24 protein-coding genes and 1 tRNA gene are annotated in these 26555 nt (G+C 53.3%); 8 read left to right on the forward strand and 17 right to left on the reverse strand.

The annotated features are described in order from the left end of the window. Window positions 1–432: 432 nt before the first annotated feature. The 9 genes from ACW9KT_RS15705 to rpmH all read right to left on the reverse strand — a co-directional run bounded on the left by ACW9KT_RS15705 (window position 433) and on the right by rpmH (window position 9296). Complete coding sequence (locus ACW9KT_RS15705; RefSeq protein WP_457082058.1) at window positions 433–1668, reverse strand: serine hydrolase; 1236 nt, start codon at window positions 1666–1668, stop codon at window positions 433–435. A 126-nt stretch (window positions 1669–1794) separates the two neighbouring features. Next, the gene (locus ACW9KT_RS15710; RefSeq protein ID WP_457082060.1) at window positions 1795–2922 is read right to left on the reverse strand and encodes a hypothetical protein; all 1128 of its coding nucleotides are present in this window, start codon (window positions 2920–2922) and stop codon (window positions 1795–1797) included. 231 nt (window positions 2923–3153) lie between these two features. Beyond that, window positions 3154–3978: an ion transporter gene (locus ACW9KT_RS15715; protein ID WP_457082062.1), complete on the reverse strand. Its 825-nt coding sequence runs from the start codon at window positions 3976–3978 to the stop codon at window positions 3154–3156. 53 nt (window positions 3979–4031) lie between these two features. Then, window positions 4032–5348 (reverse strand): APC family permease, encoded by a 1317-nt coding sequence (locus tag ACW9KT_RS15720; RefSeq protein ID WP_457082064.1) that lies wholly within the window; start codon window positions 5346–5348, stop codon window positions 4032–4034. A gap of 134 nt (window positions 5349–5482) precedes the next feature. After that, window positions 5483–5992, reverse strand: a complete 510-nt coding sequence (locus ACW9KT_RS15725) for a DUF2480 family protein (RefSeq protein ID WP_457082066.1) — start codon at window positions 5990–5992, stop codon at window positions 5483–5485. Between the two features lie 120 nt (window positions 5993–6112). Then, window positions 6113–6808 (reverse strand): tRNA (adenosine(37)-N6)-threonylcarbamoyltransferase complex dimerization subunit type 1 TsaB, encoded by a 696-nt coding sequence (gene tsaB / locus ACW9KT_RS15730; protein ID WP_457082068.1) that lies wholly within the window; start codon window positions 6806–6808, stop codon window positions 6113–6115. Window positions 6809–6946: 138 nt separating this feature from the next. Beyond that, window positions 6947–8647: a S41 family peptidase gene (locus tag ACW9KT_RS15735; RefSeq protein ID WP_457082070.1), complete on the reverse strand. Its 1701-nt coding sequence runs from the start codon at window positions 8645–8647 to the stop codon at window positions 6947–6949. 27 nt (window positions 8648–8674) lie between these two features. Beyond that, a complete protein-coding gene (gene rnpA / locus ACW9KT_RS15740) occupies window positions 8675–9094 on the reverse strand; it encodes a ribonuclease P protein component (protein WP_457082072.1) in 420 nt (139 codons plus the stop codon). A gap of 43 nt (window positions 9095–9137) precedes the next feature. Beyond that, the gene (gene rpmH / locus ACW9KT_RS15745) at window positions 9138–9296 is read right to left on the reverse strand and encodes a 50S ribosomal protein L34 (protein WP_084444044.1); all 159 of its coding nucleotides are present in this window, start codon (window positions 9294–9296) and stop codon (window positions 9138–9140) included. A gap of 230 nt (window positions 9297–9526) precedes the next feature. Between rpmH and ACW9KT_RS15750 the strand changes: the two genes are divergently transcribed. Both ACW9KT_RS15750 and ACW9KT_RS15755 read left to right on the forward strand, forming a co-directional pair. After that, on the forward strand, window positions 9527–11260 hold the full coding sequence (locus tag ACW9KT_RS15750; RefSeq protein ID WP_457082074.1) for a M61 family metallopeptidase: 1734 nt from the start codon (window positions 9527–9529) through the stop codon (window positions 11258–11260). 13 nt (window positions 11261–11273) lie between these two features. Then, window positions 11274–12074 carry a hypothetical protein gene (locus tag ACW9KT_RS15755; RefSeq protein ID WP_457082076.1) on the forward strand — a complete coding sequence of 267 codons (801 nt, stop codon included), beginning with the start codon at window positions 11274–11276 and terminating at the stop codon, window positions 12072–12074. Between the two features lie 51 nt (window positions 12075–12125). On the opposite strand, the gene ACW9KT_RS15760 is transcribed toward ACW9KT_RS15755, so the two are convergent. From ACW9KT_RS15760 to ACW9KT_RS15775, 4 genes are all read right to left on the reverse strand, one after another. Further along, entirely contained in the window at window positions 12126–12389 is a 264-nt protein-coding gene (locus ACW9KT_RS15760; protein WP_457082078.1) for a hypothetical protein, read from the reverse strand. A gap of 145 nt (window positions 12390–12534) precedes the next feature. Then, window positions 12535–12714: a hypothetical protein gene (locus ACW9KT_RS15765; RefSeq protein WP_457082080.1), complete on the reverse strand. Its 180-nt coding sequence runs from the start codon at window positions 12712–12714 to the stop codon at window positions 12535–12537. A gap of 234 nt (window positions 12715–12948) precedes the next feature. Next, entirely contained in the window at window positions 12949–13878 is a 930-nt protein-coding gene (locus ACW9KT_RS15770) for a PfkB family carbohydrate kinase (protein WP_457082082.1), read from the reverse strand. Window positions 13879–13979: 101 nt separating this feature from the next. Continuing rightward, a tRNA-His gene (locus tag ACW9KT_RS15775) sits at window positions 13980–14053 on the reverse strand. Between the two features lie 223 nt (window positions 14054–14276). Between ACW9KT_RS15775 and ACW9KT_RS15780 the strand changes: the two genes are divergently transcribed. Next, window positions 14277–15692, forward strand: coding sequence for a DEAD/DEAH box helicase (locus ACW9KT_RS15780; protein WP_457082083.1), 1416 nt, complete (start codon window positions 14277–14279; stop codon window positions 15690–15692). A gap of 447 nt (window positions 15693–16139) precedes the next feature. Here the strand turns inward: ACW9KT_RS15780 and ACW9KT_RS15785 are convergent, their stop codons facing one another. The 3 genes from ACW9KT_RS15785 to ACW9KT_RS15795 all read right to left on the reverse strand — a co-directional run bounded on the left by ACW9KT_RS15785 (window position 16140) and on the right by ACW9KT_RS15795 (window position 18394). Beyond that, on the reverse strand, window positions 16140–16658 hold the full coding sequence (locus ACW9KT_RS15785) for a hypothetical protein (protein WP_457082085.1): 519 nt from the start codon (window positions 16656–16658) through the stop codon (window positions 16140–16142). A 114-nt stretch (window positions 16659–16772) separates the two neighbouring features. Next, the gene (gene upp, locus ACW9KT_RS15790) at window positions 16773–17462 is read right to left on the reverse strand and encodes a uracil phosphoribosyltransferase (protein ID WP_457082087.1); all 690 of its coding nucleotides are present in this window, start codon (window positions 17460–17462) and stop codon (window positions 16773–16775) included. Beyond that, window positions 17450–18394, reverse strand: coding sequence for a GNAT family N-acetyltransferase (locus ACW9KT_RS15795; protein ID WP_457082089.1), 945 nt, complete (start codon window positions 18392–18394; stop codon window positions 17450–17452). The genes upp and ACW9KT_RS15795 overlap by 13 nt, the downstream gene beginning before the upstream one ends. 354 nt (window positions 18395–18748) lie before the next feature. Between ACW9KT_RS15795 and ACW9KT_RS15800 the strand changes: the two genes are divergently transcribed. The 5 genes from ACW9KT_RS15800 to lpcA all read left to right on the forward strand — a co-directional run bounded on the left by ACW9KT_RS15800 (window position 18749) and on the right by lpcA (window position 25113). Next, window positions 18749–20557, forward strand: a complete 1809-nt coding sequence (locus tag ACW9KT_RS15800) for a hypothetical protein (RefSeq protein ID WP_457082092.1) — start codon at window positions 18749–18751, stop codon at window positions 20555–20557. A 24-nt stretch (window positions 20558–20581) separates the two neighbouring features. Beyond that, window positions 20582–21730 carry an NAD(P)/FAD-dependent oxidoreductase gene (locus ACW9KT_RS15805; protein ID WP_457082094.1) on the forward strand — a complete coding sequence of 383 codons (1149 nt, stop codon included), beginning with the start codon at window positions 20582–20584 and terminating at the stop codon, window positions 21728–21730. A gap of 81 nt (window positions 21731–21811) precedes the next feature. Beyond that, window positions 21812–23656, forward strand: a complete 1845-nt coding sequence (locus ACW9KT_RS15810; protein WP_457082096.1) for an ABC transporter ATP-binding protein — start codon at window positions 21812–21814, stop codon at window positions 23654–23656. A gap of 240 nt (window positions 23657–23896) precedes the next feature. After that, on the forward strand, window positions 23897–24526 hold the full coding sequence (locus tag ACW9KT_RS15815) for a hypothetical protein (RefSeq protein ID WP_457082098.1): 630 nt from the start codon (window positions 23897–23899) through the stop codon (window positions 24524–24526). A 2-nt stretch (window positions 24527–24528) separates the two neighbouring features. Beyond that, window positions 24529–25113 (forward strand): D-sedoheptulose 7-phosphate isomerase, encoded by a 585-nt coding sequence (lpcA, locus tag ACW9KT_RS15820; RefSeq protein ID WP_457082099.1) that lies wholly within the window; start codon window positions 24529–24531, stop codon window positions 25111–25113. Window positions 25114–25180: 67 nt separating this feature from the next. Here lpcA and ACW9KT_RS15825 read toward each other — a convergent pair whose 3' ends face one another. After that, window positions 25181–26467, reverse strand: coding sequence for a TolC family protein (locus ACW9KT_RS15825; protein ID WP_457082101.1), 1287 nt, complete (start codon window positions 26465–26467; stop codon window positions 25181–25183). Between the last annotated feature and the right edge of the window lie 88 nt (window positions 26468–26555).

A 26555-nucleotide genomic window follows, 5' to 3' on the forward strand; every position in this document is an offset into this window, starting at 1 on the left:
CCCTTTTTGTCTCTTGTCAAGCCTTAGAGAAATTTTAATTTTCTCATTTCCTATTCCCAAGCCCTTTCGATTTGGGAGTGCAAAGATACGAAAAGGGAATCACAAGAAACAAGCAAGATTGAAATATTTTTTCTGCTTCTGATTGTCTCGCCTTTTGAGAAAAGACTACTACAAGTAGAGGTTTGAAAGAGTTAATCAAGCTTTCGTTTCCCACCCGCGTTTCAGATTGGGAGTGCAAAAGTGCAGCAAGCAAATGGAGTTTCCAAACGCGATACGCACAATATTTTTTTTACTGGGGTTAGTCGCCCGAAACCGTGTCTATAGTCGTAGACTGAGGCACAACCAATTATGGTGGTTTATGAGTTCACAGTTAGCCGAAAAAATTTAGATTTTATGCTAGAGCTTTCGCTCTCTGCACAAATTAGAGTTTCATTAAAGCCTTCGGCTCTCATATTGGCGGATTACCTGGCCTAGCTTAGCTAAGAATGGTAGGCCAATGCTCGTGTACTCGTAGGAGCCATCATTAAGAATACCGTCTCGGTTTACATAGAGTACAGCGCTGATCATAAACTCTGTGTTGTGAGTGTGATCAGTGAAGTAAGCCACATCAGCTAAGTAGCCGTGAGACATACCCACTACATTATACATCGCGAGCCCTGACTCTAAGGAGACTGAAGTATGGCGGCCGTAATAGAGATACTTTTTATAAGCATCGAAATAAGCGGCGCTGCTGTATGGCTTAAAGCCCGAGCTATGGGGAGAACTACTTAACGAGCGCCGGAGGAAGGCGTAATCATTGGGGGTGAGCGCAAAGCGCTGGCTGACAGGTACGGCGGCTGGAAATAGAATAGCCTTGAGCATGTCTGTTATATCCTGCAAAGGCATGTAGTTAGCCGTAGTAAAATTATAAGGCTTGCGTACCAAGCGGCCACTAGCAAAATGCGCCTGCCCTTTGTAAATACGACCTAGAGGATATCCAAATGGACGTTCATTGACTGTAGCTGCTTGTTGATGAATAATTTGTCCCCCAGTGCTATAAAAGGTGATAGGATTGGTATGCCGATTGGCAATAGTATCGCAGGGGGCAAAACGGCGGACGATGCGGGTAGTATAGCCCAGCGTTTGAATCCTTTCATTGAGAGGGCGCTGACCCAAGAACTCATACAGTCTATTATAGGAGTTGTTGTCGCTGACGAGCAGCATCCGCTTAATGTAATTACCAACCGAGGGAATACGGTCGGGGTCGGTAGTGGGAATGTAGGGTACACTGGTTTGGCAACGAAAAGCCGTGCCCGTGGCCATGGGACTATCTAGCGTAAGGCTGGGTTTGTTTATGGCATGCAGCTTTTCCAGTGCTAAAGCGGCAACAGGCAGCTTTACCAGGCTAGCCGGATTGAAATAGCGGCGAGCATCAGAACCAAAGCTATGTTGGGTGAAGCGTGGTTGGTTTTGAGCATCGCGGTCGATCTGCGTGTAGATAATTTGCAGTTCATATTCCTCTTGCCGATCGGCGATGGCAGCTAACTGTGGATCGCTATGCAGTAAGCTATCTAATACGAAGTTCTTTTGCGCGTCAGTGTGAGGCTGGGGGGCAAAATAGCTGGATGGAGGTTGCTTAGTAAAGCAGAGCGCACTTATTAAAGCCATGCCAACGATGGCCTCCCCCATAAGAAGTTGACTGAAGTGCATACCTATATTATATAGAGTGCGCTATTCCCCCTCTCCTACTCCTATATATAATAGGAGTAGACTGCCAGAGCTTGCGTTATCAAATAGCTTGGTTGTATGATGGCGCTATAGAGCAGATGCTTTGCGCCGCTGAGCTAACAACAGGTTGGAGTCTTTTTGCCGCCAGTTATAGCCAGTGCCAAAGGGCAGCGGACGCGGGCGTTGCAAAGAATCGCTGTAAGAAGCGGTAAGCTCCGGCTGATAATGGCTGGCAAACAGATTAATAGGGCGACGGTAGACACCATAGTAGGTTAGCTGCCAATCAGTGGGGCGGAAGTATTTCATCGCAATACCCGAGTCATCTTGCAAGATGTAAGGACTATGCTCCAAGATAAGATTGCGCACTTTGCTAAAATATGGCTTGTGCATTAGATACGTGGCGGCTTTCACATAGGTAGTTAGGGGGCCTAAGTTTTCTACGTACCGCAGAATAGCGCCCTTCGATGCGTTTAGCTGCCAGTCGTTCAGGTCGGCGGAGAAGTAGTACACCTTTTTTTCCTGCCCATCTTTCGTTCTCAGCACAATCTCCGCTCCCGGCACGATCTTCAGATTTGGCTTGGCCTGCACGGTAGTATCAGCCGGAACTAGCTGCGCATCCGAACCAAGCTGCACGTGGCGGATAGAGATAATTTGATTATCGGTACGAGCGGCAAACAACATAATCAGCGGCAAAGCGCCATCTAGTTCTACCGATTTCAGGTCAACGGCCATATCGTTGGTGCGGAAGAAGCTAAAACTCAATACCGACCACAGAGAAGCTTTCACGGCCGGGTACAGCTCGGGCATATCGAGGGTAGAACGCTGCGGCACCGAGCCCACGGGCTCTAAACCTACGAGCACGTAGGTTTGGCTGGCGGGAAACATGGTAAAGGCATTCAGAAAATCGGGACCACTGAAAGGGTAAAATACCGTAGGGCTATTCCGGCGCACCGAATCCAATTCGGAAGCGGCCCAGCGCTGAATGATGGCTGTGCGGGTTTGGTGGTAATTAGTCCAGCTTTTATCAGCATCAGCAGCAAAGGATTGCCAATCAGGCTGACTAGCCAGCGCGTGAAGCTGGCTCTGCTGACTAGGAGGCATTCCGGCCAAAAAAGCTGCTACATCATGCACATAAGCTGTGTCGGGGGTCAATTTCTCTTTCCGCACCGGGGCCGCTGTAGCCGTTGCCGTATCGTGGTCAGGGTTGGTGGTCACAGTATGGGGCAGAGATACTTCCGAGTTGGAAGATTTTGGATCGGCGCAGGCAGCTAAGAGGGCTAAACCAATTGCTAGAACAGATCGACGAAGACAAAAGGACATATAAAGAGGAGGCTTCAAGTCGGGATGCTGAATGGTGTAACCCGACGCTGGGGGGCAAATTTGCAACAGACAGCCGATACTGCGCGGATTAAAGTGGCCGAAGCTGCCCAGAAATTTGCTTACTGCTTAAAGCCTCTCGCCACAGTTACGACAAAACTTGGCGTCACTCTGATGATCGGTGGCTTGACAAACGTGACAAATCACTTGTTTGTGGGCACTCAGGTGAGGGCGCGCTAGTTCAGCTGTTACAATACCCGTTGGCACAGCAATAATGGCGTATCCCAGCACCATAATTAGCGAAGCTAGCGTTTGGCCAAGCACTGTAGTGGGCGAAATGTCCCCGTAGCCCACAGTGGTGAGGGTAACGATTGCCCAGTAAATACTCTTGGGAATACTCGTAAAGCCGTTTTTTCCGCCTTCAATCACATACATCAGCGTTCCCGTTACCACTACCAAGGTCAGCACCGAGGTCAAGAACACCAGGATTTTGTGCCGACTAGCTTTTAAGGCCCCTGAGATAACGGCAGCTTCACTTATGAAACGACTGAGTTTGAGAATGCGAAAAATGCGCAGGAGCCGAATGATGCGAACAACCAATAAGTATTGGCTTCCCACCAGAACGAGGCTTACAAACGTGGGAATAATGGCTAAGAAATCTATAACTCCCAGAAAGCTGAACATGTAATTCAGCGGCCGGCGCACAACTATGAGTCGAGCAATGTACTCAAGCGTAAACAGCACCGTAAAGAACCATTCAACAGCCCGCAAATACACGCCATACTCCTGCCTTATACTGCTCACGCTTTCCAGCATCACGACCAATACACTCAGCAGAATAGCCCACAGTAAGGCTACGTCGAAGGCTTGGCCAGCGCGCGTATCTGCCTCAAAAATGATTTGGTAAGCTGTTTGTTTCCAGCGTGTAGGCTGAGATGTGATGCTATCTGGCAAGAAATATCTTTGTTAGGAAGGTTATACCTATAATAGTTTGAACTCCAATATAGTTACGTTGCACGTAATCCCATTTTTTGCCCCCCATAATACACCACCAACCCTACCAGCAGCGTAGCTAGCCCATATAATGATTCGGTGGGGTTGTCACGCAAAATAAACAGGAGGGTCCAGCCACTCAGGCCCAAAAACAACAGAGGCGTGAGAGGATAACCCCAAGCACGGTAGGGACGCGCTAACTCCGGGTGCTTCCGGCGCAATACAAATAGACCTAATACGGTTAGGAAAGTAAATAAGCTGAGCACAAAGCCCGCGTAAAGCAAGACTGCTTTGAAGGTGGCCGTGAAAATGAATAGTAGCGTGAGGGCGGTCTGGAAAAGCATAGCCCGCACCGGAATACCTTCTTTACTTACCTGAGCTAGGCCGCGCAACCCTGGTAAGTCCTCACCCATTACCTGAATAATCCGTGGACCGGCAAAAACCATAGAACTCACAGTAGAAACGAGCAGGCTCGCAATAATGCCCCCCATGAGTCGCCCAGCTAAGGGACCAAAAAGCTGATCGGCGGCTACGTAGCCTACTTCCACCTGCCCAGCTAATCGCGAAATGGGCGTAGAGTAAAGAAAGATAAAGTTGAGTCCGACGTACAGTACCAGCACGATGGCCGTGCCTATCAGCAAAATGCGCGGCAGATTTCGCTGAGGCGCGTCTACCTCTCCTGCCAAATAAACCGCCGCATTCCAGCCTGAATAGGCGTAGGAAACATAAATAAGCGACACGGCAAAAGCAGGGCTAAAGAGTTGGGCCCAATCGGCGGCCTGGGGGGCAAACCGGGTGGTTTGTGGCTCGGCTAGCGCCCAGCCGGCCCCAATAAAGGCTATGAGCACCACCACTTTCACTGCCGTAACCACGACTTGCAACCGACTGCCTGCTCGTCGGCTGCTGGCATGAACCGTCGTCAGAGCTAGCACTACTGCTACCGATAGCCACAACGGATTCAGGCCTGGCCACACGCTGGTGGCGTAGCTGCCTAAGGCCATTGCGCCCAGTGCTGTGGGAGCAGCAAACCCCACGGTAGCCGATACCCAACCGGATAAAAAACCAACGGCTGGATGATAAATTTGGGAGAGATAGTGGTATTCACCCCCGGAGCGGGGCATGGCTGCGGCTAACTCGCCGTAACATAGCGCGCCGCACAACGCAATAAAGCCCCCCACCACCCAGAGCATCAGGATAACAAAGCCGCTTTGGATATCCAGCACCTGAAAGCCCAGAGTGGTGAAAACGCCAGTGCCTATCATATTAGCCACTACAAGGGCGACTCCAGTCGTGAGACCAATCTTATAGGAGGGCGCGGCGGCTTTGGTCATGCAGGTGGATAGAGGTCAGCAATGAAGCACAAAGGACGCTTATCAGTAAAGCGTCCTTTAGCAAGACTGTACAAGTTCAGGGTTAGCCACGATTATGCAGCCCAACCCCACTGTTAAGATAGATGGGGCAACGCTTAGGCTTTCGGACGCTTATATAGAGGCACTGTGCTGCAGGGCTCGCCGTACATCATGCTAGCCGCCACGGGCAGGAGCTTTTGCATGATGGCTACATAGGCGTAGGTTGGTACAGGCACGTTTCCGCAGCCTTTTACCACCACTTTCGCGTCGCGGTACTCTTCGGCATCAATGGCGGCAATAGCTTCGTGAAACAACTCCTGCTCCAGCGCTTCTAGGTTGCCAAACACATAGCGATGCGCGTGGCCTTGCAGCTTAGTTGCTAGCAGCATATAAGCCCAGGTGGGTACAATAGCATCGACAGAGCAGATGATAGCGACGTTTTTGCCGTCGTACTGGCTCCAATCGTGGGTCTTTACAAACTCGCGAAAGTCCTTTTCGCGCAGAATAAGCCCTTGAAACAGGTTGTCTTTGATATCATACACCACTCGCTCGCCGGGGTGCAGCAGCAACTCCAGGTTGAGGGTAGTAAGGGCGCTTTGCGCCACGCGGTTGATTATTTCTTCCATGATACTATTTAGACCAAAGAAATTCGGAATTGGTGCTATAATTACTCTCAGCTACTCCTCAACAGAATTCCTTAAGAGTAGATTTAATACGTTTTTGTGCGTGAATTGACTGGCTGAATATCAGCTAGTTTGTGGTGTCTTGGGAGTTGTAGTGTACACGTCTTTCAAGTAAAATGGCTCGTAGTACGCGACGTCTCGAAACTCCTGTCGCTGAAAAGCCCCCCAAGCCAAAGCTCCTACCGCCACCGCCGACGGCTCGATGCCCGTCAGGAATCCAGCATGAGAGTGATCAGCCAATACAGATTCAAACTTAGCAGCTCCATTACCAAAGAATAACACGCGTTGCCCCCCCAATTGTTCGCTCATTGCCTCTGGGGTAAGCACCATCGCCGTGGGGGGCAAAATTTCCTGTCCATCGTGGGTATAAAGGGCCGTATAGACTTCCATTCGCCGCGCATCCAGCATCGGGCAATATAGATGCGTTTCGGGAGAGGCGGTATATGCAGCCACTTGCCAGGCCAGCGCCTGCAACGTACTGACCGCCAGCAGTGGAATATCGAGCGCAAAGCACAATCCTTTCGCCGCCGCGCCCCCAATACGCAAGCCCGTGTACGAGCCCGGCCCATCCGACAGTGCTACTGCTGCTATATCACGCAACGTGTGACCGGTGTTTTCCAGCACCTGGTCAATCAATACGCTTATGTGCGAGGAGTGCGATTTTTCAAGCCGCAACTCAGTTTGACCAACTAACACGCCGGCCCGGTGCAGGGCTACTGAGCAAATGGGAGATGACGTTTCGAGGGAAAGAATGAGCATAAGCGTAGGCTATTTGCGCAAAGGTACAACCAGCAGAAGGCCTATGACCAAGTGACGCTATAAACTTGCCCTTCGCCATAAGCCAAGAAAAAAGCAGACCCACAATGAGTCTGCTTTTTTCTTAGAGATAAGCTGCGGCTACTTACCACCAGATTTCTTCACCTCGGGCCTATTCTTAGCTTCCGGTGTGCCTGGCTTCAACAAAGCTGCATAACGTGGCGCGTCATTCAGCACGTTTAAGGCCATCAAGATATCCGGGTCGTCGTCGAAGCTGGCTTCAATCTGGCCTTTCTGGAAGTAGTAACGCGATACGATTTCCTGCTCTAGTAGTTCCCGAATCTCGGGCTTAAAGCGGGTTAAGTCGTTGCTTTTGTTGGTCGATACTTTCCGACGAATTGCTTCTATCTCGGCTTTTACGTCGTCGTAGTGTTTTTCCTCTTTAGCCTTAGCACTTAGTTGCGTGAGGCTTTTTTCCATATCCGTGGAATAGCTCAAATCTTTGCCATCCAAGAACTGAATGAACTTTTGGTACTCAGGCTCTGAGAGGTGAAACTCGCGGGCCGGCGGAATGGTAGCGTGCGCGGCGCGGTAGCGAGTGGCATAGTCAAACAGGTAGTTTTTCTGAAGCAGCACGCGAGTAATGTCCGCAATAGTCCGCTCCTTTACTTCTACATCAGGCGCCACCCCGCCGCCATCGTATACAACGCGGCCGCTGGTAGTTTTGAACGCGGTACGCAGAGAATCAGGCACTTTACCTAGCGTGCCATCTTCGGCGCGGTGCGCGTAGTCAATTTCTTGAATGCAACGACCACTGGGAATGTAGTATTTGGCCGTCGTTACTTTGAGCTGAGAATTATAGGACAAAGGCCGCGTAGCCTGCACTAGTCCCTTACCAAACGTACGTTTCCCAACCAAAACCGCGCGGTCATAGTCTTGCAGCACACCCGACACGATTTCCGAGGCCGAAGCTGAGCGGCTGCTCGTGAGTACCACGACAGGCATTTGTGTATCGAGGGGTGAGTCGAGGGCCTTGTACGTCTTGTTCCAGTCCGTCACCTTTCCCTTCGTGCTGACGATATCGAGCCCCTTGTTTACAAACAGGTTCGATACGTTCACGGCCTCGTTCAACAGTCCGCCAGGGTTGTCGCGAATGTCGAATACTATCTTTTTCGCGCCCTGCTCTTTGAGCTTCATCACGGCTAGGCGCGCTTCTTTACCAGCGTCGATGGTGAAGCCGGCGAGCTGGAAGTAGCCGATTTCAGGAGTCAACATGCCATAGTAAGGCACATTTTCTACCTGGATCTTGTCGCGGGTAATGTTGATTTCTACTGGCACATCCTGCCCGTAGCGCGTCACGAGCAGCTTCGCTACAGAATTGGCCTGGCCTTTCAACAGCTTACTGATGTCGGAGTTATTCTTCGCCGCTACGTTGATGCCGTTGATGGTGATAATCTCATCACCGGGCAGCAAACCAGCTTTTTGCGCCGGGTAGCCCTCATAAGCAGCCTGCACCACGGTTTTGCCACCTCGCTTCACTACTACTGCGCCAATGCCGCCGTATTGGCCAGTAGTCATAGTGCGGAAATCCTCAATGTCGTCCTCGGGGATGTAGTTGGTGTACGGGTCCAAGGACTTGAGCATAGCGTCGATGCCCGTTTTCACCATTTTCGCGGGCGTAATCTCGTCCACGTAATAGGTATTCACCTCCTTGAAGAGAGTGGCGAAAATGTCGAGGTTTTTGGCAATCTCGAAATAGCGCTCATTGTCGGAGGCACTACGAAAAGAGGCGAGCAACGCGGCCCCGCCTAAAACCAGGCCGGCCAAATATTTTTTGCGCATAATGAGGCTGAAAGCGTGGAAAACAACCTACGACACAGGCACTACCTCAACGGTAGGAGTTGCATCAGTCAGCAAACGCTCCAGCCCTGAAATTAATTTTTTTTCGACCAGCGCGAAAGGCTTTTTTTCCTTGCCTGAGTAGATAATTGCCAGCAGCGCAACAGAATGCCCCCCAGGTGCTTCCAGCAAGCGGTATTTATTTAACCGATACGCCTCACGCATCAAACGCTTGAGGCGGTTGCGGTCCACGGCGCGCTTAAAAGAGCGCTTCGACACGCTCACCAGCACTTGGGGCGGATCAGTAGTAGGCGCAGCGGCGGGCAGCCATACCAGCCGCAAGGGGTATAAACCAAAAGAAGAACCCCGGCCGAAAAGCTCGTCGATGAGCTTCTTGCGGCACAAGTGTTCTTCTTTCGGAAATGCGTAGGAGCGCGCGCCCGGCGTCATAGAACTGAGTGGCTGGGGCGAATCGGCGGGAGCCGTCAGCGGTTTAGCGCTTATGACGACCCTCGTCGGATACCGTCAGGCGCTTGCGGCCTTTGGCGCGGCGTGAGGCCAGCACACGGCGGCCGTTGGCGGTTTCCATGCGTGAGCGGAATCCGTGCTTGTTGCGGCGCTTGCGCTGCGAGGGTTGAAATGTTCTTTTCATCGTCTTGGAATGCTATTCGGGGATGGCCGGCAAAGGTACGGGCTTCAATCGAAAATGCCAAACCTCAAGATAAAGTAGGTTAAGCTTTATTCATTTTAAGCAAGAATAAGGCTTTATGGTGAGCACTTGAGCTTGCGTCGGAAGTGGAGCCGAATACATTTGAGGGTTGCCTTTTAATCTGTTCTTAAAGCACAGCCGTACATTCTATTCCTGCAGCATACCGCCCGTTTATGATTCATTACCACGTCGCCTTTGAGAACCCGCTTACTTTTTATCTTCAGATTCAGCTAACGCTAATTGTACCCGCCGATGCGACGCAGCCCCTGGAGTTGCAGCTGCCGGCGTGGCGACCGGGCCGCTATGAGTTGCAGAACTTTGCGCAAAAAATTCAGCGGGTGCTGGTAGACGATGCAGATTCGGGCGAGGCGCTGTTTTTTCAGAAGATCACCAAAGACCGGTGGCAGGTGGCGAGTGCGGCTGGCCGGACCGTGCGGGTGCGCTACAACTTCTACGCCCACCAAATGGATGCCGGCGGCTCCTGGCTCGATGAAAGCCAGCTATACATGAATGGGGTGCAGTGCTTCATGTATGCCGAAGGTCATCAGCATGAGCCCTGCGAGCTGACCCTAGAGCTCCCCGAGAATTGGCAGATTGCCTGCGGACTACCGCAAAAAGCCCCCCACATGCTTCAGGCCGACAGCTTCGACCATCTGGTGGAATGCCCGCTCATTGCCAGCCCTACGCTTCAACACCATGAGTATCAGGCGCAGGATATTCCCTTTCATATTTGGGTGCAAGGCGAATGCACGCCCGATTGGCCCCGCCTACTTAAAGATTTTACCGCTTTCACGGAGGAGCAGCTAAGCTTGTTTGGGGGCTTTCCGGTGGCGGACTACCATTTTCTTAATCAGATTCTGCCCTATCCCCACTACCACGGCGTGGAGCACACCAACTCCACCGTTATCACACTGGGACCCGCGCCGCTGCTGATGACCGAAGGCTTATATAAGGAGTTTCTGGGGGTAAGCAGCCATGAGTTGTTTCATACTTGGAACATTAAAAGCATTCGGCCTACCGAGCTATTGCCTTACGACTACACGCATGAGCAGTACTTCCGTACCTGCTACATCGCTGAGGGTATTACCACTTATTATGGCGAATACCTGCTGGCCCGCAGCGGCGTACGTACGGCGGACCAGTATTTCCAGGAACTGAATACGGTGCTGCGCAAGCATTATGAAGATGATGGCCGCTTCAACCTATCCTTAGCCGATGCGTCGGTGGACCTCTGGCTCGATGGCTACAAGCCTGGCGTGCCCGACCGTAAAGTGTCCGTATATCACAAGGGCGCTTTGGTGGCTTTGCTGCTCGACTTGGCATTGCGCCAGCTTTCCAAACACCAGCGTAGTCTCGATGATGTGATGCGCCGCCTCTGGCTAGAGTTTGGGCAGCCGGGTGTAGGCTATACCGAAGACGACTACATCCGAATAGTAGAAGAAGTAGCCGGGCGCTCTATGCGTCAGTATTTCAACAGCTTTATCTACGGCACTGCCCCGCTGGAAGAGCCGTTGACTAAAGCCCTGCACTTTGTGGGCTGCACGTTGCTGCAAGAAGAAAACGTATCGGCGGCCGAGGGATTATTCGGCTTCCGGACGGTTGTGAAGAATGAGCGCACGCAAGTAACCAGCATTCTGCCCCACTCCCCTGCCGCCGCGGCCCTCACCGTTGATGATGAGATTGTGGCCGTAAATGGGCGACGGGTTGAGATGAACCTGCAAGTGCTGCTCAGTGATGGCGCGCCGCGCTACGAGGTAAGTGTATTTCGCCAAAGCCGCTTGCTTACCGTGCCGTTGGAGGCCGATCCAGAGCGGCGCTTTTGGCCCAAGATTACCATTGAAAAACGTTCCGATGCCACGCCAGAGCAGCAAGCCAGCTTCCGCCAGTGGCTTAAGCAAGACTTTTAAAATCTGTGCTTCTATGAATATGCTACCGCTATTAATAACGCTGGGAGGCATTTGTCTGGTCAGTTGTGATACCGACGCCTCACAGGGTACTACTCAAACTAAGCGCTCCGCGCCGGCCGTGGCCGCTACTCGGCCCGAGCCAGAAGCACCTGTCGCAGCCACTCCCGTGCCTGCTGGTCGCCCTCTGCGGTCGGAGGCCGATACGCTTCGGCTGCGTAATGGTAGCATAGTTCAGCTAATACCAGCGCGCGAAGCTGATTTTGCGCGTCTTAAAGGCGTTGACACCGATACTAGCGAGCAGAAATATATAGCTCAGACAAAAGGCCGCGCCCGGCGCCAAGCCGACCAGCTTCTACTGACTCTCACCAATGGCCGCGTGCTCACGCTCACGAACAACGTGACTGATCCTGACGAAACCACCCACGTGATCTACCGCTTTCGGGGGCCGCTGGTGGGCAGCAATTTTTGGGTAGTTGATGTTACGCGGTGGGAATCGGGCTTTGTACTGCTGATCAATCGGCAAACCGGTCGGCGCACCCGTCTTTTGGGCCCACCCGTGCTAGCTCCCGACGGAACTCACCTAGCAACAGTCAACTCCGATATGGAAGCGCATTATTCCCCTAATGGGCTACAGGTTTGGTCGTTGGAAGGCGGCATCCCGCTGCTGCGCTGGAGCCGCGTTGTCAATACTTGGGGTCCGGAGGAAGTTCGGTGGCTTGACAATAAAACCCTGATCGTCCGGCAATTCCATCCTGATAGCACCCCCGAAATACGGTATGCTCGCCTGCTGCTTCCTCAGCCACCACAACCATAAAAAAGCCCCCCAACGTTGCTGTTGGGGGGCTTTTTGTAAGGAGAGTGTCACTTACTTCAGCTTTTGCTGAGGCGGATTGGGGCTGCTCCGGGGCTTGTTCCTGCGGGCCGATAGGATTTCGTTGATATTACCCCCAGGCGTATTGCCCTTAATGTCGTTACCTGACTGTGTAATGATGTTTTGATTGACGTTCTGCACTTTGGTACCGCCGCTCCTGGAGCCTCCATCCATATTCGCGGGGGTCGGGGCAGGGTCGTTCTGCGGCGAGTTTGGCGCCACAGACTTCCGCTTAGAAGGCTTCTTATTTTCTGCCATTTGAGTAGAGCTAAGGATGAGAAGATTCTTTCTCCCTTTTTACCAAAATCCGGAAATTAAGTTGCCCTAAAAGAGGGGCGTATAAACATAAAAAAGCCCCCCAGCACTATTACTGAGGAGCTTTTAGCACAAATCGAGTTGGTGCTTACTTCGCCTTTTGCTGGGAAGGATTAGGGCTGCTGCGCGGCTTGTTGGTACGCTGCGACAATATCTCATTGAGGTTGCCACCTGGGGAGTTTCCTCTGGTTTCATTACCCGACTCTGTAATATGGTTCTGGCTTACATTCTGCACCTGTGTACCGCCACTGTTGGAAGTAGGGTGCATATCAGGCGCTACGGGGTTGGGATTATGCTGGGGCGCGTTAGGCGCAGGGCTCTTCCTTTTCGAGGGCTTCTTATTTTCTGCCATGATACTAGAGCTTAAAATAAAGACAAGAGAAAATTCTCTTTATCTCTTTTACCCGCTACGCTTGAGTTTTGTTGCCTGAGCTTCCCTATACTTAGTCATAAAAAAGCCCCCCAGCCTTATCGACTGGGGGGCTTTTTTAGCTCTGAAGCACTATGCTTCTATGCTGATAGGGTCCACGTTTACTAGCTCAGCAAATTGACGCTCACGGGCTTCAATCTCTTCTTTTGTCAGATTGATAAGACGCTCAGTGCCAAACTTTTCCACGCAGAAAGAGGCCATAGCAGAACCGTGAATGACGGCGCGCTTCATGTTATCGAAGCTAATGTCGTCGGTAGCGGCCAGGTAGCCGATAAAGCCACCCGCAAACGTGTCGCCGGCGCCGGTTGGGTCGAAAACTTCCTCCAGGGGCAGCGCTGGCGCGAAGAACACCTTATTCTTGCAAAACAATAAGGCACCGTGCTCGCCCTTCTTAATAATCAAATACTTAGGCCCAAGAGCCAAAATTTTCCGAGCGGCTTTTACCAACGAATACTCACCGGAAAGCTGACGAGCTTCCTCGTCGTTGATGCTCAATACATCAACCATTTCAATGGTTGAAATCAACTCTTCCAGCGCTACATCCATCCAGAAGTTCATCGTGTCGAGCACAATCAGCTTGGGCCGATTCACGAGGCGCTGAATTACGAGGCGCTGAATTTGGGGCGTTAGGTTGCCCAACATCAGGTACTTGCAATCCTGATAGGAATCGGGAATGATGGGGTCGAAATCAGCCAGCACGTTGAGCTCGGTCTGAAGGGTTTCGCGCGAGTTCAGGTCGCGGGAGTACTTGCCCGACCAGAAAAACGACTTCTCCCCTTCCTTAATCTGTAAACCTTCGGTATCAGCGCCATGCTCCTGCAGTAGCAATATATCCGACTGCGGAAAATCGTCGCCCACTACGGCCACCAGCTTCACGGGCTTTACCGAGTAAGAGGCCGACAAACTGATATAGGTAGCAGCGCCACCTATAATCTTGTCAGTTTTGCCAAAAGGAGTTTCCAGCGCGTCGAACGCTACGGAACCGATAACAACCAGACTCATAAGAAAAGGGAATAAAAGTGATTCAAGCAGATGGTGGAAAGCCAGACAACGGTGCAAGCAACAAAAAAGTCCCCGGAAAAACTTCCGGGGACTTTTTTAAGGGTAAGCAATGGGGCTCGAACCCACGGCCTTCGGAATCACAATCCGATGCTCTAACCAGCTGAGCTATGCCTACCAGATGGGTAATGGAGGGACAAAAGTAGCGGTCTGGTGGGGTTATTCAAAAAATCCGAGCTAAATTTTTTTAAGGAAATACGTAACTCGTAAAAAGCCTCTGGCTGGCAGTAGCTATCCACCTGAGTCTATGTGAACTGCTATTTGCCCCCCAACGTAGGCTAGGTAGCTGCCTTGGTGCAGCACAAGTGGCGTACCTTTGTCTTTCGCAATAGCTTTTTACCATGTCCGACGCCCCGTCTTCGCCCCTTACTTTCGCCGATTTTAAGCTGAATAAACAGCTGCTTACGGCCGTGACCGAAGCCGGCTTCACCGAGCCTACGCCCGTTCAGCAGCAAACCATTCCAATTCTACTTGCTGGCCACGACGTGCTAGGTATTGCCCAAACGGGTACCGGCAAAACCGCGGCCTTCGGCTTGCCGCTGCTTATGAAGGTGAAATATGCCCAGGGCATTCACCCACGGGCTTTGGTGCTGGCGCCCACCCGCGAGTTGGCTATCCAACTCGAAACGCACTTGCAGCGCTTAGCCACTCACACAGACCTGCGCATCTATGCTATCTACGGCGGTTTGGGGCCCAAAACCCAAATTGAGACGCTAGCCAAAGGCGTTGACATTCTGATTGCCACGCCGGGACGCTTGCTGGAGCTCTACTTGAAAGGTGATTTGGTGCTCAAGGAATTGAAGACGCTGGTGCTCGATGAGGCTGATAAAATGATGGATATGGGCTTTATGCCCCAAATCCGACGCATTTTGGAAATCATACCGACCAAGCGGCAGAACGTACTGTTTTCGGCTACGATGCCGGATAAGGTGGCGACGCTGAGTGAAGAGTTTTTGGAGTTCCCGGTGCGCGTGGAGGTTACGCCGGCGGCCACCTCCGCTCAGAACGTGAGTCAGTCGATGTATCAGGTGCCCAATTTGCTCACCAAGATCAACCTGCTCGGCTATCTGGTGCGCGATGAGGAGACCTTTAACCGCGTGATGATTTTTTGCCGCACTAAGGAGCACGCCGACAATGTAGCGCACTTCTTGGGACGCAAAATCACAGGCGAGGTACGCGCCATTCATGGCAACAAAGGCCAAAACGTGCGCATCAATGCGATGGAAGCCTTCCGCAACGGTGAGCTGCGCTTTTTGGTTGCTACCGATGTAGCGGCCCGCGGCATAGATGTGCCGCAGGTAAGCCACGTTATCAACTTCGACGTGCCGCTGGTATACGACGACTATGTGCACCGCATCGGGCGCACGGGGCGTGCCCAGCACACCGGGGCGGCTATTACGTTCGCCAATGCCGCTGAAATGCACCACATGGGCCGTATTGCGGAGCTAATCAACCAGACGATTCCAGAGTTGCCCCTACCTCCGGACGTGACGGTGGCCGCCACTGCCTTCGATGAGCAACAGGATATGGACCGGGAGATTGATGATCGTCGCCGCCGCCTCGATCCTAACTTCAAAGGAGCTTTCCACGAAAAGAAAATTCCTTTGCAGAAGGACATTGACAAGCGCACGGGTTTGCCTTATGTGGAGGGTCCTAACCGGAGCGTAAAGGGCCGCAAAGCCAACCCGTCGAAGGGTCGGTCATCATCGCCAGCGAAGAAAGCCGTGGCAAAGGCCCGCAATAGTCGTCGTAAGTAGGAAAGCGCCGCGTATCGGCTGCCTTATTCGCTCACCGCAAGCAGACGATAGCCCGCTCGCACTGTCTCTTCACACAGCGGTAAGTACACTCTGACACCCAGAGCATTAGTATGCAAAAAAACCAGTACAGGCCCAGTGGAGGACCGCTGATATATAGCCGCTGGGCGGCCTTGTGGGGTGACAAACGGGGCTTTCATAGCAGTGCGTGTTAAACGGAGAGCCGAGGAGCGAAGGATTGGACCCGGCCGAAGCAAGCGAAGCAGAACGTACGCGCAACTTTAATTTACACAAATTTTTCCACTTAGACTTCTACCAAAGCAACACCACAATCTAGGCCCTGACAATACCCATATTCAGGTATTTTAGGATCCGGTCTAGTACGTAGAAATGCCCCCCAGAACCTGAGTTCTGGGGGGCATTTCTACGTACTAGACCCAATGCCAGTGCTTAGTGTTGGAATATCGGTAAATGACTGAACTTGACCGATAATATTGTGAAGGCCACTCCCCACAGGGTAGCACTCCAGAGCATATGGAGCAGAATGCGTGACCGGGGCACGTGCAGTTGCGTGGCAATGACAGTACCGCCGATAGGACTAAATAAAATAGGCGTCAGGAAGGCGATGCCGGGCATCCCGAAACGGCGGAAGATACTCACGATACGCCGGCTACGCTTGCTAAATAAGGGTTTGCCGCGTCGCTGGCGCCGTTCGCGCAGGTGTAGAGCCCACACCCGCCCCACGCCCGACACAATCAGGACGCTAGTCATCATACCGGCCACAGTAAGCCCCCAGGTCCAGCAGAAAGGCAGACCAGCAGCCGTACCCGCCACCGGACCCGCGAAAAACTTAAGCGAGCTCAGCAGGTAAACAGACGCGTATTGGGCCAGTTCTTTGGCTAGTTCAGGTAGCACGGAGATATGTAGTTGCAGCTTGAAGAAAAATAACAGCTGACGGTGCAGTTGCAAAGGTAACACGAAGCCCGTACCACCTTTGGTTCCTTATACGTCGTCAGTAGTTTATAAGCCGCATTACCTCAGCGCCAACACGACGCGGCTCTTATACATAAAAGGAGCTCAACCTTACAGCTTGCTACCGTACGACAAGTCGCCTGCATCGCCGAGGCCGGGCATAATGTAGGCTTGCTCATTTAGGCCCTCGTCGACGGCGGCTACCCATAGCGTGGCTTCGGGTATTTCGCGGGTCACGTAGGCTACGCCCTCAGGGCTGGCAATGACGGCGGCAATATGCACCTGCCGGGGCGTGCCGAAACGCAGCATAGCCCGATACGTGAGCACCAACGACTTACCGGTCGCCAACATCGGGTCGGCTAGGATAAGCACCCGCTCATCTAAGCTGGGCGCGGCCAGATAATCGACCTGCACCTGCACCTGCGAGGTACCCTCGATACGGTAAGCGGCGGCAAAAGCACTAGGCGACTGGTCAAAATAGTTTAGGAAGCCTTGGTGAAACGGCAAACCGGCCCGCAGTACCGTGGCTAGCACCGGAAAGTCGCGGAGTTGCTGGCTGTTGGCCGTGCCCAAGGGCGTTTGCACGGCTTTATCAGTGTAGCTCAAGTAAGAGCTGATGCGGTAAGCTATAATTTCACCCAAGCGCTGAAGGTTGCGGCGGAAGCGCAGACTGTCGCGCTGCACATCCACATCGCGCAGCTCGGCCAAGAAATGGTTAGCTATGGAAGGTTCGGCGCACACAATGCGCACACGGTCAGAGAGGTCGGGCGTAGCCTCGGGAGTAGGAGTTAGCGCATCCATTGCAAATACCAGGGTTGGCGGGTTTGAGTGAGGGCCACGTAGGGCACGGGCACCGCGCCGAAGTTGGCGAAAAATCGGGCAATAGACGGAATCATGCTACCCTCAAAATCGAGAATCAGGCCCGGCGAGCCCGCGTGGCGTTGAATGACATGGTCGAGCAGGAGCAGCGGAGCACCAGCTTTTTTGCCTTCTGAAGAGGCCGCTGCGAACAAATAAATGACGAAGCTGGCGTGTCGCACAAATAGCGCTCCGGCCAGTAGCGCTCCAGTGTCGGGCGCGCGCACCTCCAATACCAGCAAGCGCCCATGCGTTTGGAGCGCTTGCACCAGCCTATACAGGCGCTGATAATCTTGTGCCTTCAGTCCAGCTTCTTGTTTTTCACTTTTAAATAACTGAGCAATAGCTTCCACTGACACCGTTTCCTTTACCGTAAGCGGTGCTTCCTGCTGTTGATTGCGGCTGAGGCGCCGCCGGTAATCGGGTGTGTAGGCTGCTGCCAACGCCGAATAGGCGGGAGCCAAGCTTAGCCGGTAAGTTTGGCGCTGCACCAACTTGAAGGTAGCAGGAGCCGCCACCAGCTCATTTTGCGTGCTTAGCTGCAAATAGAAATGAGCGAACCGAGCTGCTGGCAACAACGCCAGATAATCGAGCACGTTGCGGTGCCGACTGGCGGCGGTAGTTACGAGGCCAAGTTGCTGGGTAAAGGGCGGCTGGTACACGTCGCGGCCCCACGGGCGCGTTTTCGTGGGCAGCGGAAATACGGATACGTAAGCGCCCGTTTCCTCTTTTATTTCCACCACGGCATCCCAACGGCCGGCCGTAGCCGCCAGCCACCAAGCCCACGCGTAGGGCAAAGCTTCGGGGGCTGCGGCCAGGCAAGCATCCCAGGCTGGCAGGTTCAGTTCGAAATGACGGAGGTAGCGGAGCGGCAAGGGAAGTGTTGAAAGTTACGCAGCCTAATACGGTAGAGCAGGGCAAAAGAACACCGTCTGGGGGCAAATTTGCGCTTTTGACCGTGGAGATGGAACAGCTGCATCAAACGCAGGGACACGACATTGCGCTTCACGACGTTATTAGTATCTGGCAGCTGAACAGCACGATGCCAAGCAGGCAAGTTTAAATGAGGAATAATGCGCCTGTATAGCTGTGCAAGCTGGCAAAACCCTACTTGGCGAAACACGCCGAAAGAAGCCGGACCGATTTTCGTGAGTAAGCAAATTTGCCCCCCAAGTGCGTAGTTTTGTCCAGCCGAGCGTCAGAGTGGCCGTGTGGTTCTTACTGTATTTATGAGAAAAAAAGTACTATTGCTCACTGCGCTGAGCTTGTTAGCTGGTCGGGGCATGGCCCAGGTTGACCCCGCGGGCCCCACGTATCTGCGCTACGATACCACGCGCACCAAACCGGTGGCTCCGGTTCAGCCACAAAGCGATGTCCAGGGTACCACCTACGTGCCCCTCGATAGCGACGTGTACCGCCTCATTGACCGCTACGCCATTATTTACGGTCCCGATTCGCTTAACGACCCGCATACAGCGGTGCGGCCTTACACCCGCGCCAGTGTGGCCCGCCTAGCCGAGCGCATTCGCCGCGACAGTACCACGGCAGGCATTTCCCGCGCTGACCGTTTCAATGCCGACTATTTCCTGCGCGACAACTGGCAGTTTACCCAAGCGAGTGCAGTAGCTAATACCAGCAAGCGGCCCGTCTTAGGGCGCTTTTACCGCAAGCAGTCCGATTTTTATCACGTCGAGACGCCTAGCTTTACTTTGCGCGTAAACCCGGTAGCCAACCTCGGATTGGGCCGCGACTCTGACAGCGACGGTCTGCGCTACCTCAATACTCGGGGCGTGCAGGTAGAAGGCACCATCGACAATAAGCTGGGCTTCTATACCTTCTTGGCCGACAACCAGATAGGCGCGCCGTTATACATGCAGCAGCGAGTGCAACGCGACAATATTGTGCCCCACGAAGCCTTCTGGAAACCCTATAAAAACACCGGTGACCAATATGACTTCCTTTCGGGCCGCGGCTACCTGACTTATTCGGCCACCAAACATATTAACTTACAGTTTGGCTACGACCGTAATGTAATCGGCAATGGCTACCGCTCGCTTATTCTATCCGATTACGCGGCGCCTTATCTGTTTTTGAAGGTAAACACCCGCATCTGGAAATTCAATTACCAGAACCTGTTTGCGGAAATGACGGCTGAAAAAGCCAACCAAGACACCATTTATCAAAAGAAGTACTTCGCCCTTCACCATCTCAGCCTCGACCTGGCGCCTAATTTCAACGTGGGCGTGTTCGAGTCGGTAGTCTTTGGGCGCGGCAAGGGCCGCTACGAGTTGCAGTACCTCAACCCAATTATCTTCTACCGCTCCGTGGAGCAGGCCATCGGCTCGAACGATAACGCCCTGCTTGGCCTCGATTTTAAGTGGAATATCAAGCGCCGCTTGCAACTGTATGGGCAGTTGGTGCTCGATGAGTTTGTCATCAGTGAAGTACGTGCTGGGCAAGGCTCATGGCGCAACAAGCAATCTTTTCAGCTGGGCGGGCGCTACCTGAACGTGGCGGGTATCAGCAACTTGGATATTCAGGGCGAGTTCAACTATATCCGGCCCTACACTTATCAGCACCTCGATCAGTACCGCAACTACCAGCACTATAATCAGCCGCTGGCCCATCCTATGGGGGGCAATTTGTACGAGCTGCTCGGCATTATCAGCTACCAGCCACTACCTCGCCTGAACCTGGTAGCGAAAGGATTCTACACGGTGCAGGGCAACGATGTTGTCGGAGAAGATGGCTTTCTGGTTAACTATGGCGGTAATGTGCGCCTGCCTTACACCAGCCGCCCGCTTCAGGAAAACGGCAACGTTCGCATCGATGAATTCCGGGTGGGCGACGGTATCCAGACCAACCTTATTCACACCGATTTCACGGCCACTTACCAAGTCCGCCATAACGTGTGGCTGGATGGCAAGCTCATCATGCGCCGCATCACCAGCCCTGACGTCGATAACTTGACCAATAGCACGGTGTTTCCGTCAGTATCTTTCCGCTGGAACATTGCCCAGCGTCTGCACGAGTTTTAATAGCTCGGCGCCGGGGCAGATTTTATGACCAATCACTACGACGTCGTTATTCTCGGGGCCGGGCCAGCGGGCACGGCTTGCGCCTTGGCGTTGCGGGAGAGCGGTTTACGGGTGGCGTTGGTCGATAAAGATCAGTTTCCGCGCGATAAAGTCTGCGGCGATGCCATTCCTGGGTTGGCGCTCAAAGCCATTCGCAAGCTTTCGCCCGCCTTGTACGAGGAAGTATACGCGCTGCCGCACAAGGCCGAAACCCGCGATAGTCGTCTGTTTGCCCCCGATGGCGGCGACATAAGCGTGCGCTGGCAAATCAAAACTTTCAACAGCCCGCGCCTGCACTTTGATGCACGCTTGCTGGAGATGGTTAAGGCTCATACGCCAACCGAAATCAAACTTAATTTTCCGATTAAGGACATTAGTGTCAGTACCGAGCAAGTCACGCTGACGCCGGCCGACGAGCAAGCGCCACTCACCTGCCAACTACTCATCGGCTGCGACGGCGCCAACTCGGTGGCGGCCCGCAAGCTCACAAAGCGTCCCCTCGACCGCGCCCACCAATGCGTAGCCGTGCGCGCCTACTTCCAGGGCCTAACTGACGCTGACGAGACGACCACCGAGTTTTATTTTCTACGCGAATATCTGGCGGGCTACTTCTGGATTTTTCCCGTGGGGGGTGGCATCTATAATGTTGGCTTCGGTATGCTCTCGGCTGATGTGGCGGCGCAGAAACTGGATTTAAAAAAAGTGCTACTAGCTATTACACGCGAGCACCCGAAAGTAGCCAGTCGGTTTGCTCAAGCCCAGCAGCTCAGTGAAGTTAGTGGCTTCGGGCTCCCGCTGGGGGGCAAATCTCGGCCGATTAGCGGCCCCCGCTTTCTGCTCTGCGGCGACGCGGCTTCCCTCATTGACCCATTGCAAGGCCACGGCATTGACACAGCTATTCAAAGCGGAATACTGGCCGCCCAGCAAGCTCAACGCTGCTTCGCGCAGCAAGACTTCAGTGCCATTCAAATGAAGTGGTACGAGCAGCAGGTATATCAGCAGATCGGCAAAAAGCTGGCGCGCAGCTACCGTCTTATGCGGTTTATCTCTACTAAACCTTGGCTAGTGAATGCAGGCTTTGGCGTGGCACGCAATGGCTGGGTGAAGAAGCTGTTGCTAAAAGTAGTAGGCTAATATCACCTTTGTGCCCGAGCGCGAGCTTAGCGCTCCACGCATATCACTTCGCTCCGCGAATGCCTTACCTTTGCGGCCTCCATGAAAACTTACCTTCGCATTCTGGGCTATGCACGGCCATTTGCCAACTTCATACCGCTGTATTTCTTATACACGGTACTAGGCATCATATTCGGGCTTTGCAATTTCACCCTCATCATCCCCCTGCTCAACGTGCTTTTTGGCACTACCGCTGAGCATACGACCGTCGCCCCCAGCGCGCCGCCAGCCTTCGCGCTGTCCATCGACTACATCAAAACAACGTTCGAGTATTACTTCAGCCAGGTAACAGCCGCGCGGGGCAAAATGGGCGCACTAAGCTTTGTCTGCGGTATTCTGATCGTATCGGTTTTTCTAAGCAACCTCTTTAAATACCTGAGTTTGCGCATTGTGGCGCGCGTCCGGGCCCGAGTAATTCGGAATATGCGCTACGCCCTGTACGAGCGGATTACGCAGCTTCAGCTCGGTTACTTTTCCAATGAGCGCAAAGGCGACCTGATGTCGCGCCTCACCAACGACGTGCAGGAAGTGGAAGCTTCGGTGGTAAACACGCTGACGGGTGTCATCCGCGACCCGTTGTATATCGTGGCTTACTTTGCGCTGCTGCTGTATATGTCGGTGAAGCTGACGCTGTTTACGCTACTCATTCTGCCGGTGTCAGGGCTGCTGATTTCGGGCATTTCCAAGCGGCTGAAGCGGCAGGCGCAGGAAGGCCAGGAGTCGCTGGGCTCCATGCTGTCGGTCATCGACGAGACGCTGGGGGGCATTCGGGTTATCAAGGCCTTCAATGCCCAACCCTACATTATGGGCAAGTTTCGGGAACAGAACAACGAATACGCCCGCACCCTGCGCGCCATGGCTAATTCACGGGATTTGTCGTCGCCGATATCCGAATTCTTGGGCGTGGGCGTGGTTGCCGGGCTGTTGTATTACGGTGGCACGCTGGTGCTCTCGGGCGAGTCGGAGTTGTCGGCCTCAGACTTTATTGGTTATCTGATCTTGTTTTCGCAGGTGCTGGTGCCGGCTAAAGCGCTGTCGAGTGCCTTCAGCTACATTCAGCGCGGCTTGGTGGCCGGTGAGCGTATTCTGAAAGTGGTTGACACCGAACCCGCCATTCGCGACTTGCCTGATGCTCGCGTGCTCCCTGCCTTCGAGCACCAGATTGAGCTACGCAACCTGCAGTTCAGCTACGGCGACCAGCCCGTGCTTAGCGACATCAACCTCATCATTCCCAAGGGTAAAACGGTGGCGCTAGTGGGCCCATCGGGCGGCGGTAAGTCCACTCTGGCCGACCTACTCCCGCGCTTCTACGATCCCACTGGGGGGCAAATTCTCATCGATGGCCATGATGTGCGCACCTGCACCATCCATTCCGTGCGCGACCAGATGGGCATCGTCACGCAGGAAAGCATTCTGTTTAACGACACCATCTTCAACAATATCCGTTTCAACACCGAGGCCACGGAGGCCCAAGTAATTGAAGCGGCTAAAATTGCCAATGCCCACGAGTTTATCATGCAAACGCCGCAGGGCTACCAAACCTTTATCGGTGATCGGGGCTCGCGCCTGTCAGGTGGGCAGCGCCAACGCCTGAGCATTGCCCGCGCCATTCTGCGTAATCCGCCCATCTTGATCTTGGACGAAGCCACGTCGGCACTTGATACCGAATCGGAAAAGCTAGTGCAGGAGGCTCTCACGCGGCTGATGCAAAGCCGGACCTCGCTGGTTATTGCCCATCGCCTGAGCACTGTGCAGCACGCCGACGAAATCGTGGTGCTCCAGCACGGCCGCATCGTGGAACGCGGCACTCACGAGGAGCTGATGACCCACACTGGCGGTTTATACCAGCGCCTTAACCTGCTGCAAACCAACGGCGCGCTGGTGTAGAATTTTGGGGACGTTTTACGCTCACCTTGGCAGCCAAAGTTTGTAAAAATGCCCCCCAGACGCTTAGAGAAGCGCTCAAAGCCAACCGTGGGCGCCCAGCTTGCGTTTAGCAAAATGGTGTCGGGGTTGCACTTCGCAGTGAGGATGGTTAAAGGCCTATATTTAGCCCGTCATCAAGTTCCAGCTGGAGCTCCTGCGTAGTCCGACCCCAACTTATCTCTCCACTTAGCTTTTCATACTATGCTTGCCTTCAAACGTTTGGTCAATGTTCTCGTCATGGTGTATCTGCTCCTGGCGCTGCTGTTTATACTCACGCCGGCTTCCCGCGACCTTATTATGTCGTCGGTAGGGTTGAATAACGATTTGGCAACGTTTTACAATACCATGTTCATCATTGGGGCTGTGCTCCTGGCCCTGGAACTGCTGGTTGAGAATCTCTACAACGTAGCTCTTCAGCGCGATGTAACCCGTCAGACTGGCAAAGTGAATGAGCTAAAGGCTCGCCTCTACGATCATCAGATGGAACAACGTGACCGGGAGTTGCAACAACGTCCGGTAACAACGGCCGCCCCCGTTGCGCCAGCTACCGCTACTCGCTCAGTAGTAGCTGACACTCCCGTTGCCCCAGCTGCGCCCGTTGTTACTTCAACCCCAGCACCAAACCCAACGCCTACTACCACCACAACCACTACGCGCCTCGATCCCGTGTATGTAGTGCCCGCTGATCCTACGCCTACTTCGGGTACAAATTTGCCCCCCACAACTAACCCTAATGTGGTAGAGACGCCACCGCATTCCAACGTTCCTCCCGCTTCCGCCGCCGACCTCGAGACGCCGCGGCCCACGCAATATCCCTCTTCTCAACCCTAGTAGTGACCGATTCGCTTACTGACCGCATTCAGGCCGAGCTTACCGAGGCTCGCACGGTCCTCGACCGTTTTTTAGCTGATCCAGCTAACATTACCCACATTGAGCAGGCTGCCCGCCTTATGGCTGACAGCCTGCGCTTGGGGGGCAAAATTCTGAGCTGCGGCAATGGTGGCTCCCTCTGCGATGCCCAGCACTTTGCCGAGGAGCTTTCTGGTCGCTACCGCCACGACCGCCCGGCCCTGGGCGCAATTGCCATCACCGAAGCCTCGCACATGAGTTGCGTGGCCAATGACTACGGCTACGACCACATATTTAGCCGGTTTGTACAGGCCATAGGCCGCCCCGGCGATGTGCTGCTCGCCATCAGTACCAGCGGCAATTCGCCCAATGTGTTGCGTGCTGCTGAGGCCGCTAAAGCCGCCGGTATGCGCGTGGTAGGTCTCACAGGCAAAGATGGGGGGCAATTAGCCGCCCTCTGCGATGTCGAGATTCGGGCGCCTCACTCTGGCTTTGCCGATAGGATTCAGGAAATCCATATCAAGGCCATCCATATTATGATTATGCTGATCGAAGACCTAGTGAAATAAGGTCTCACTTCTGCGCACAGTAGGTTTTATGCGCTTACTCGAAAGCGGAATTTCAGTAGGCCTACAATTAAAAAGCTAACGGCTTGCCTTGGTAAAAGCTTACGATCTGTTGCTTAAAAAAACAGTCGTATTTAGCCTGCACCAATTCTGACTGCGCCGTTATCAGCCGGCTTCGGGTTACGCTGTACTCTACAGCATCAATACCGCCTAATTCCAGCATTTTGGCCGCGTAGCGATGCTCCTCGCCGACTACGCCATACTGTAGCTGCAACGCCTGATACTTTTTGGCTGCCGCTTTATAAGCTAATAGCGCACTCCTGATTTTGCCGCTCAGTTCCCGGTCTACTTGCTGGTAGTTTAGCTTGGCAGACTCTATGTCTAGCTTGGCCAGCTGGTCGGTGCTTTGTAGCTGAAAGCGGTTGAAAAGAGGCATATTCAACGATAAGCCAACGCGCCGGTTCAGGTTATCGACCACTTGGTTCTCAAAACCTTGAGGTTTGTAGTTCGATGTACGCGTTGCTACCTGAGCTGTGAGCGCCAATACGGGCTTATACGCCGCTCGACCCAATTGCCAATTATGGTGCGCGGCCTCAATTCTGGCTTGAGCCGCCTTCAAATCGGGAAGTGTTGTAGCCGCAGTAGCCAGTACCTCATCACCTGACAGCTCTGTTGTCAGCCACTGGTCGGCAATTTCGACGGGCTTCACAGCTATATCTTCCGTGAAGGGTAAGCCAATAATCTGTTTTAAACTAAACAAAGCTTGCTCTACGCTATTCTCAGCGTAAACGGTTAGCAGGTCCTCCGCCGCTACCTGCGACTGTAAGTTCAACAAATCTCTTTTGTTGAGAACTCCTTTCTCTACCTGCGCTTTCACTTTCCGCTGCTGCTCAGCTAAATAAGCAGCCCGCAGTTTGGAATTAGCTAGCTGCTCTTGCCCGAGCACAACCTGCAAAAACGAGTATATAACTTCCAGAGAAATCGTGTTCGTACTAATCTGATGCACGTACCCTGCTGCTGCAACCTGCTGACGGCGCAGCTTTACTTGAGAAGCAGTTGCAAAACCATCGAACAAGTTTAGATTGAAGTTTATGGCCGCCTGATTGCCAAAATTGAATTGATCGGATAGCTCGTTTGTGGATGGATCGATCAGAAAGCCCCAATTACCATTGGAGCGCACCCGCGCGTTGACGGTAGGCAGGAAGGAGTTTTTGGCCGCGTCGAGCTGCACAAGGCTTTTGTCCTGGAGCAGGCTAGCTTGTTGCACTTGCAGGTTGTGGGTTTGTGCAAAGGACAGGCACTCATCTAGCGTCCATACTTTCTGAGCTGAAGCAGTGTGGCCCCACAAAAGACACATGATAGCGGTCCCAAATTTTATCGGGCAAACAAGACGTGTCCAGCTACTTCTGAGACGTGGTACCAGCGTAGTCATCGAGTTGCGGCGC

This window comes from Hymenobacter sp. HD11105 (assembly GCF_054051685.1).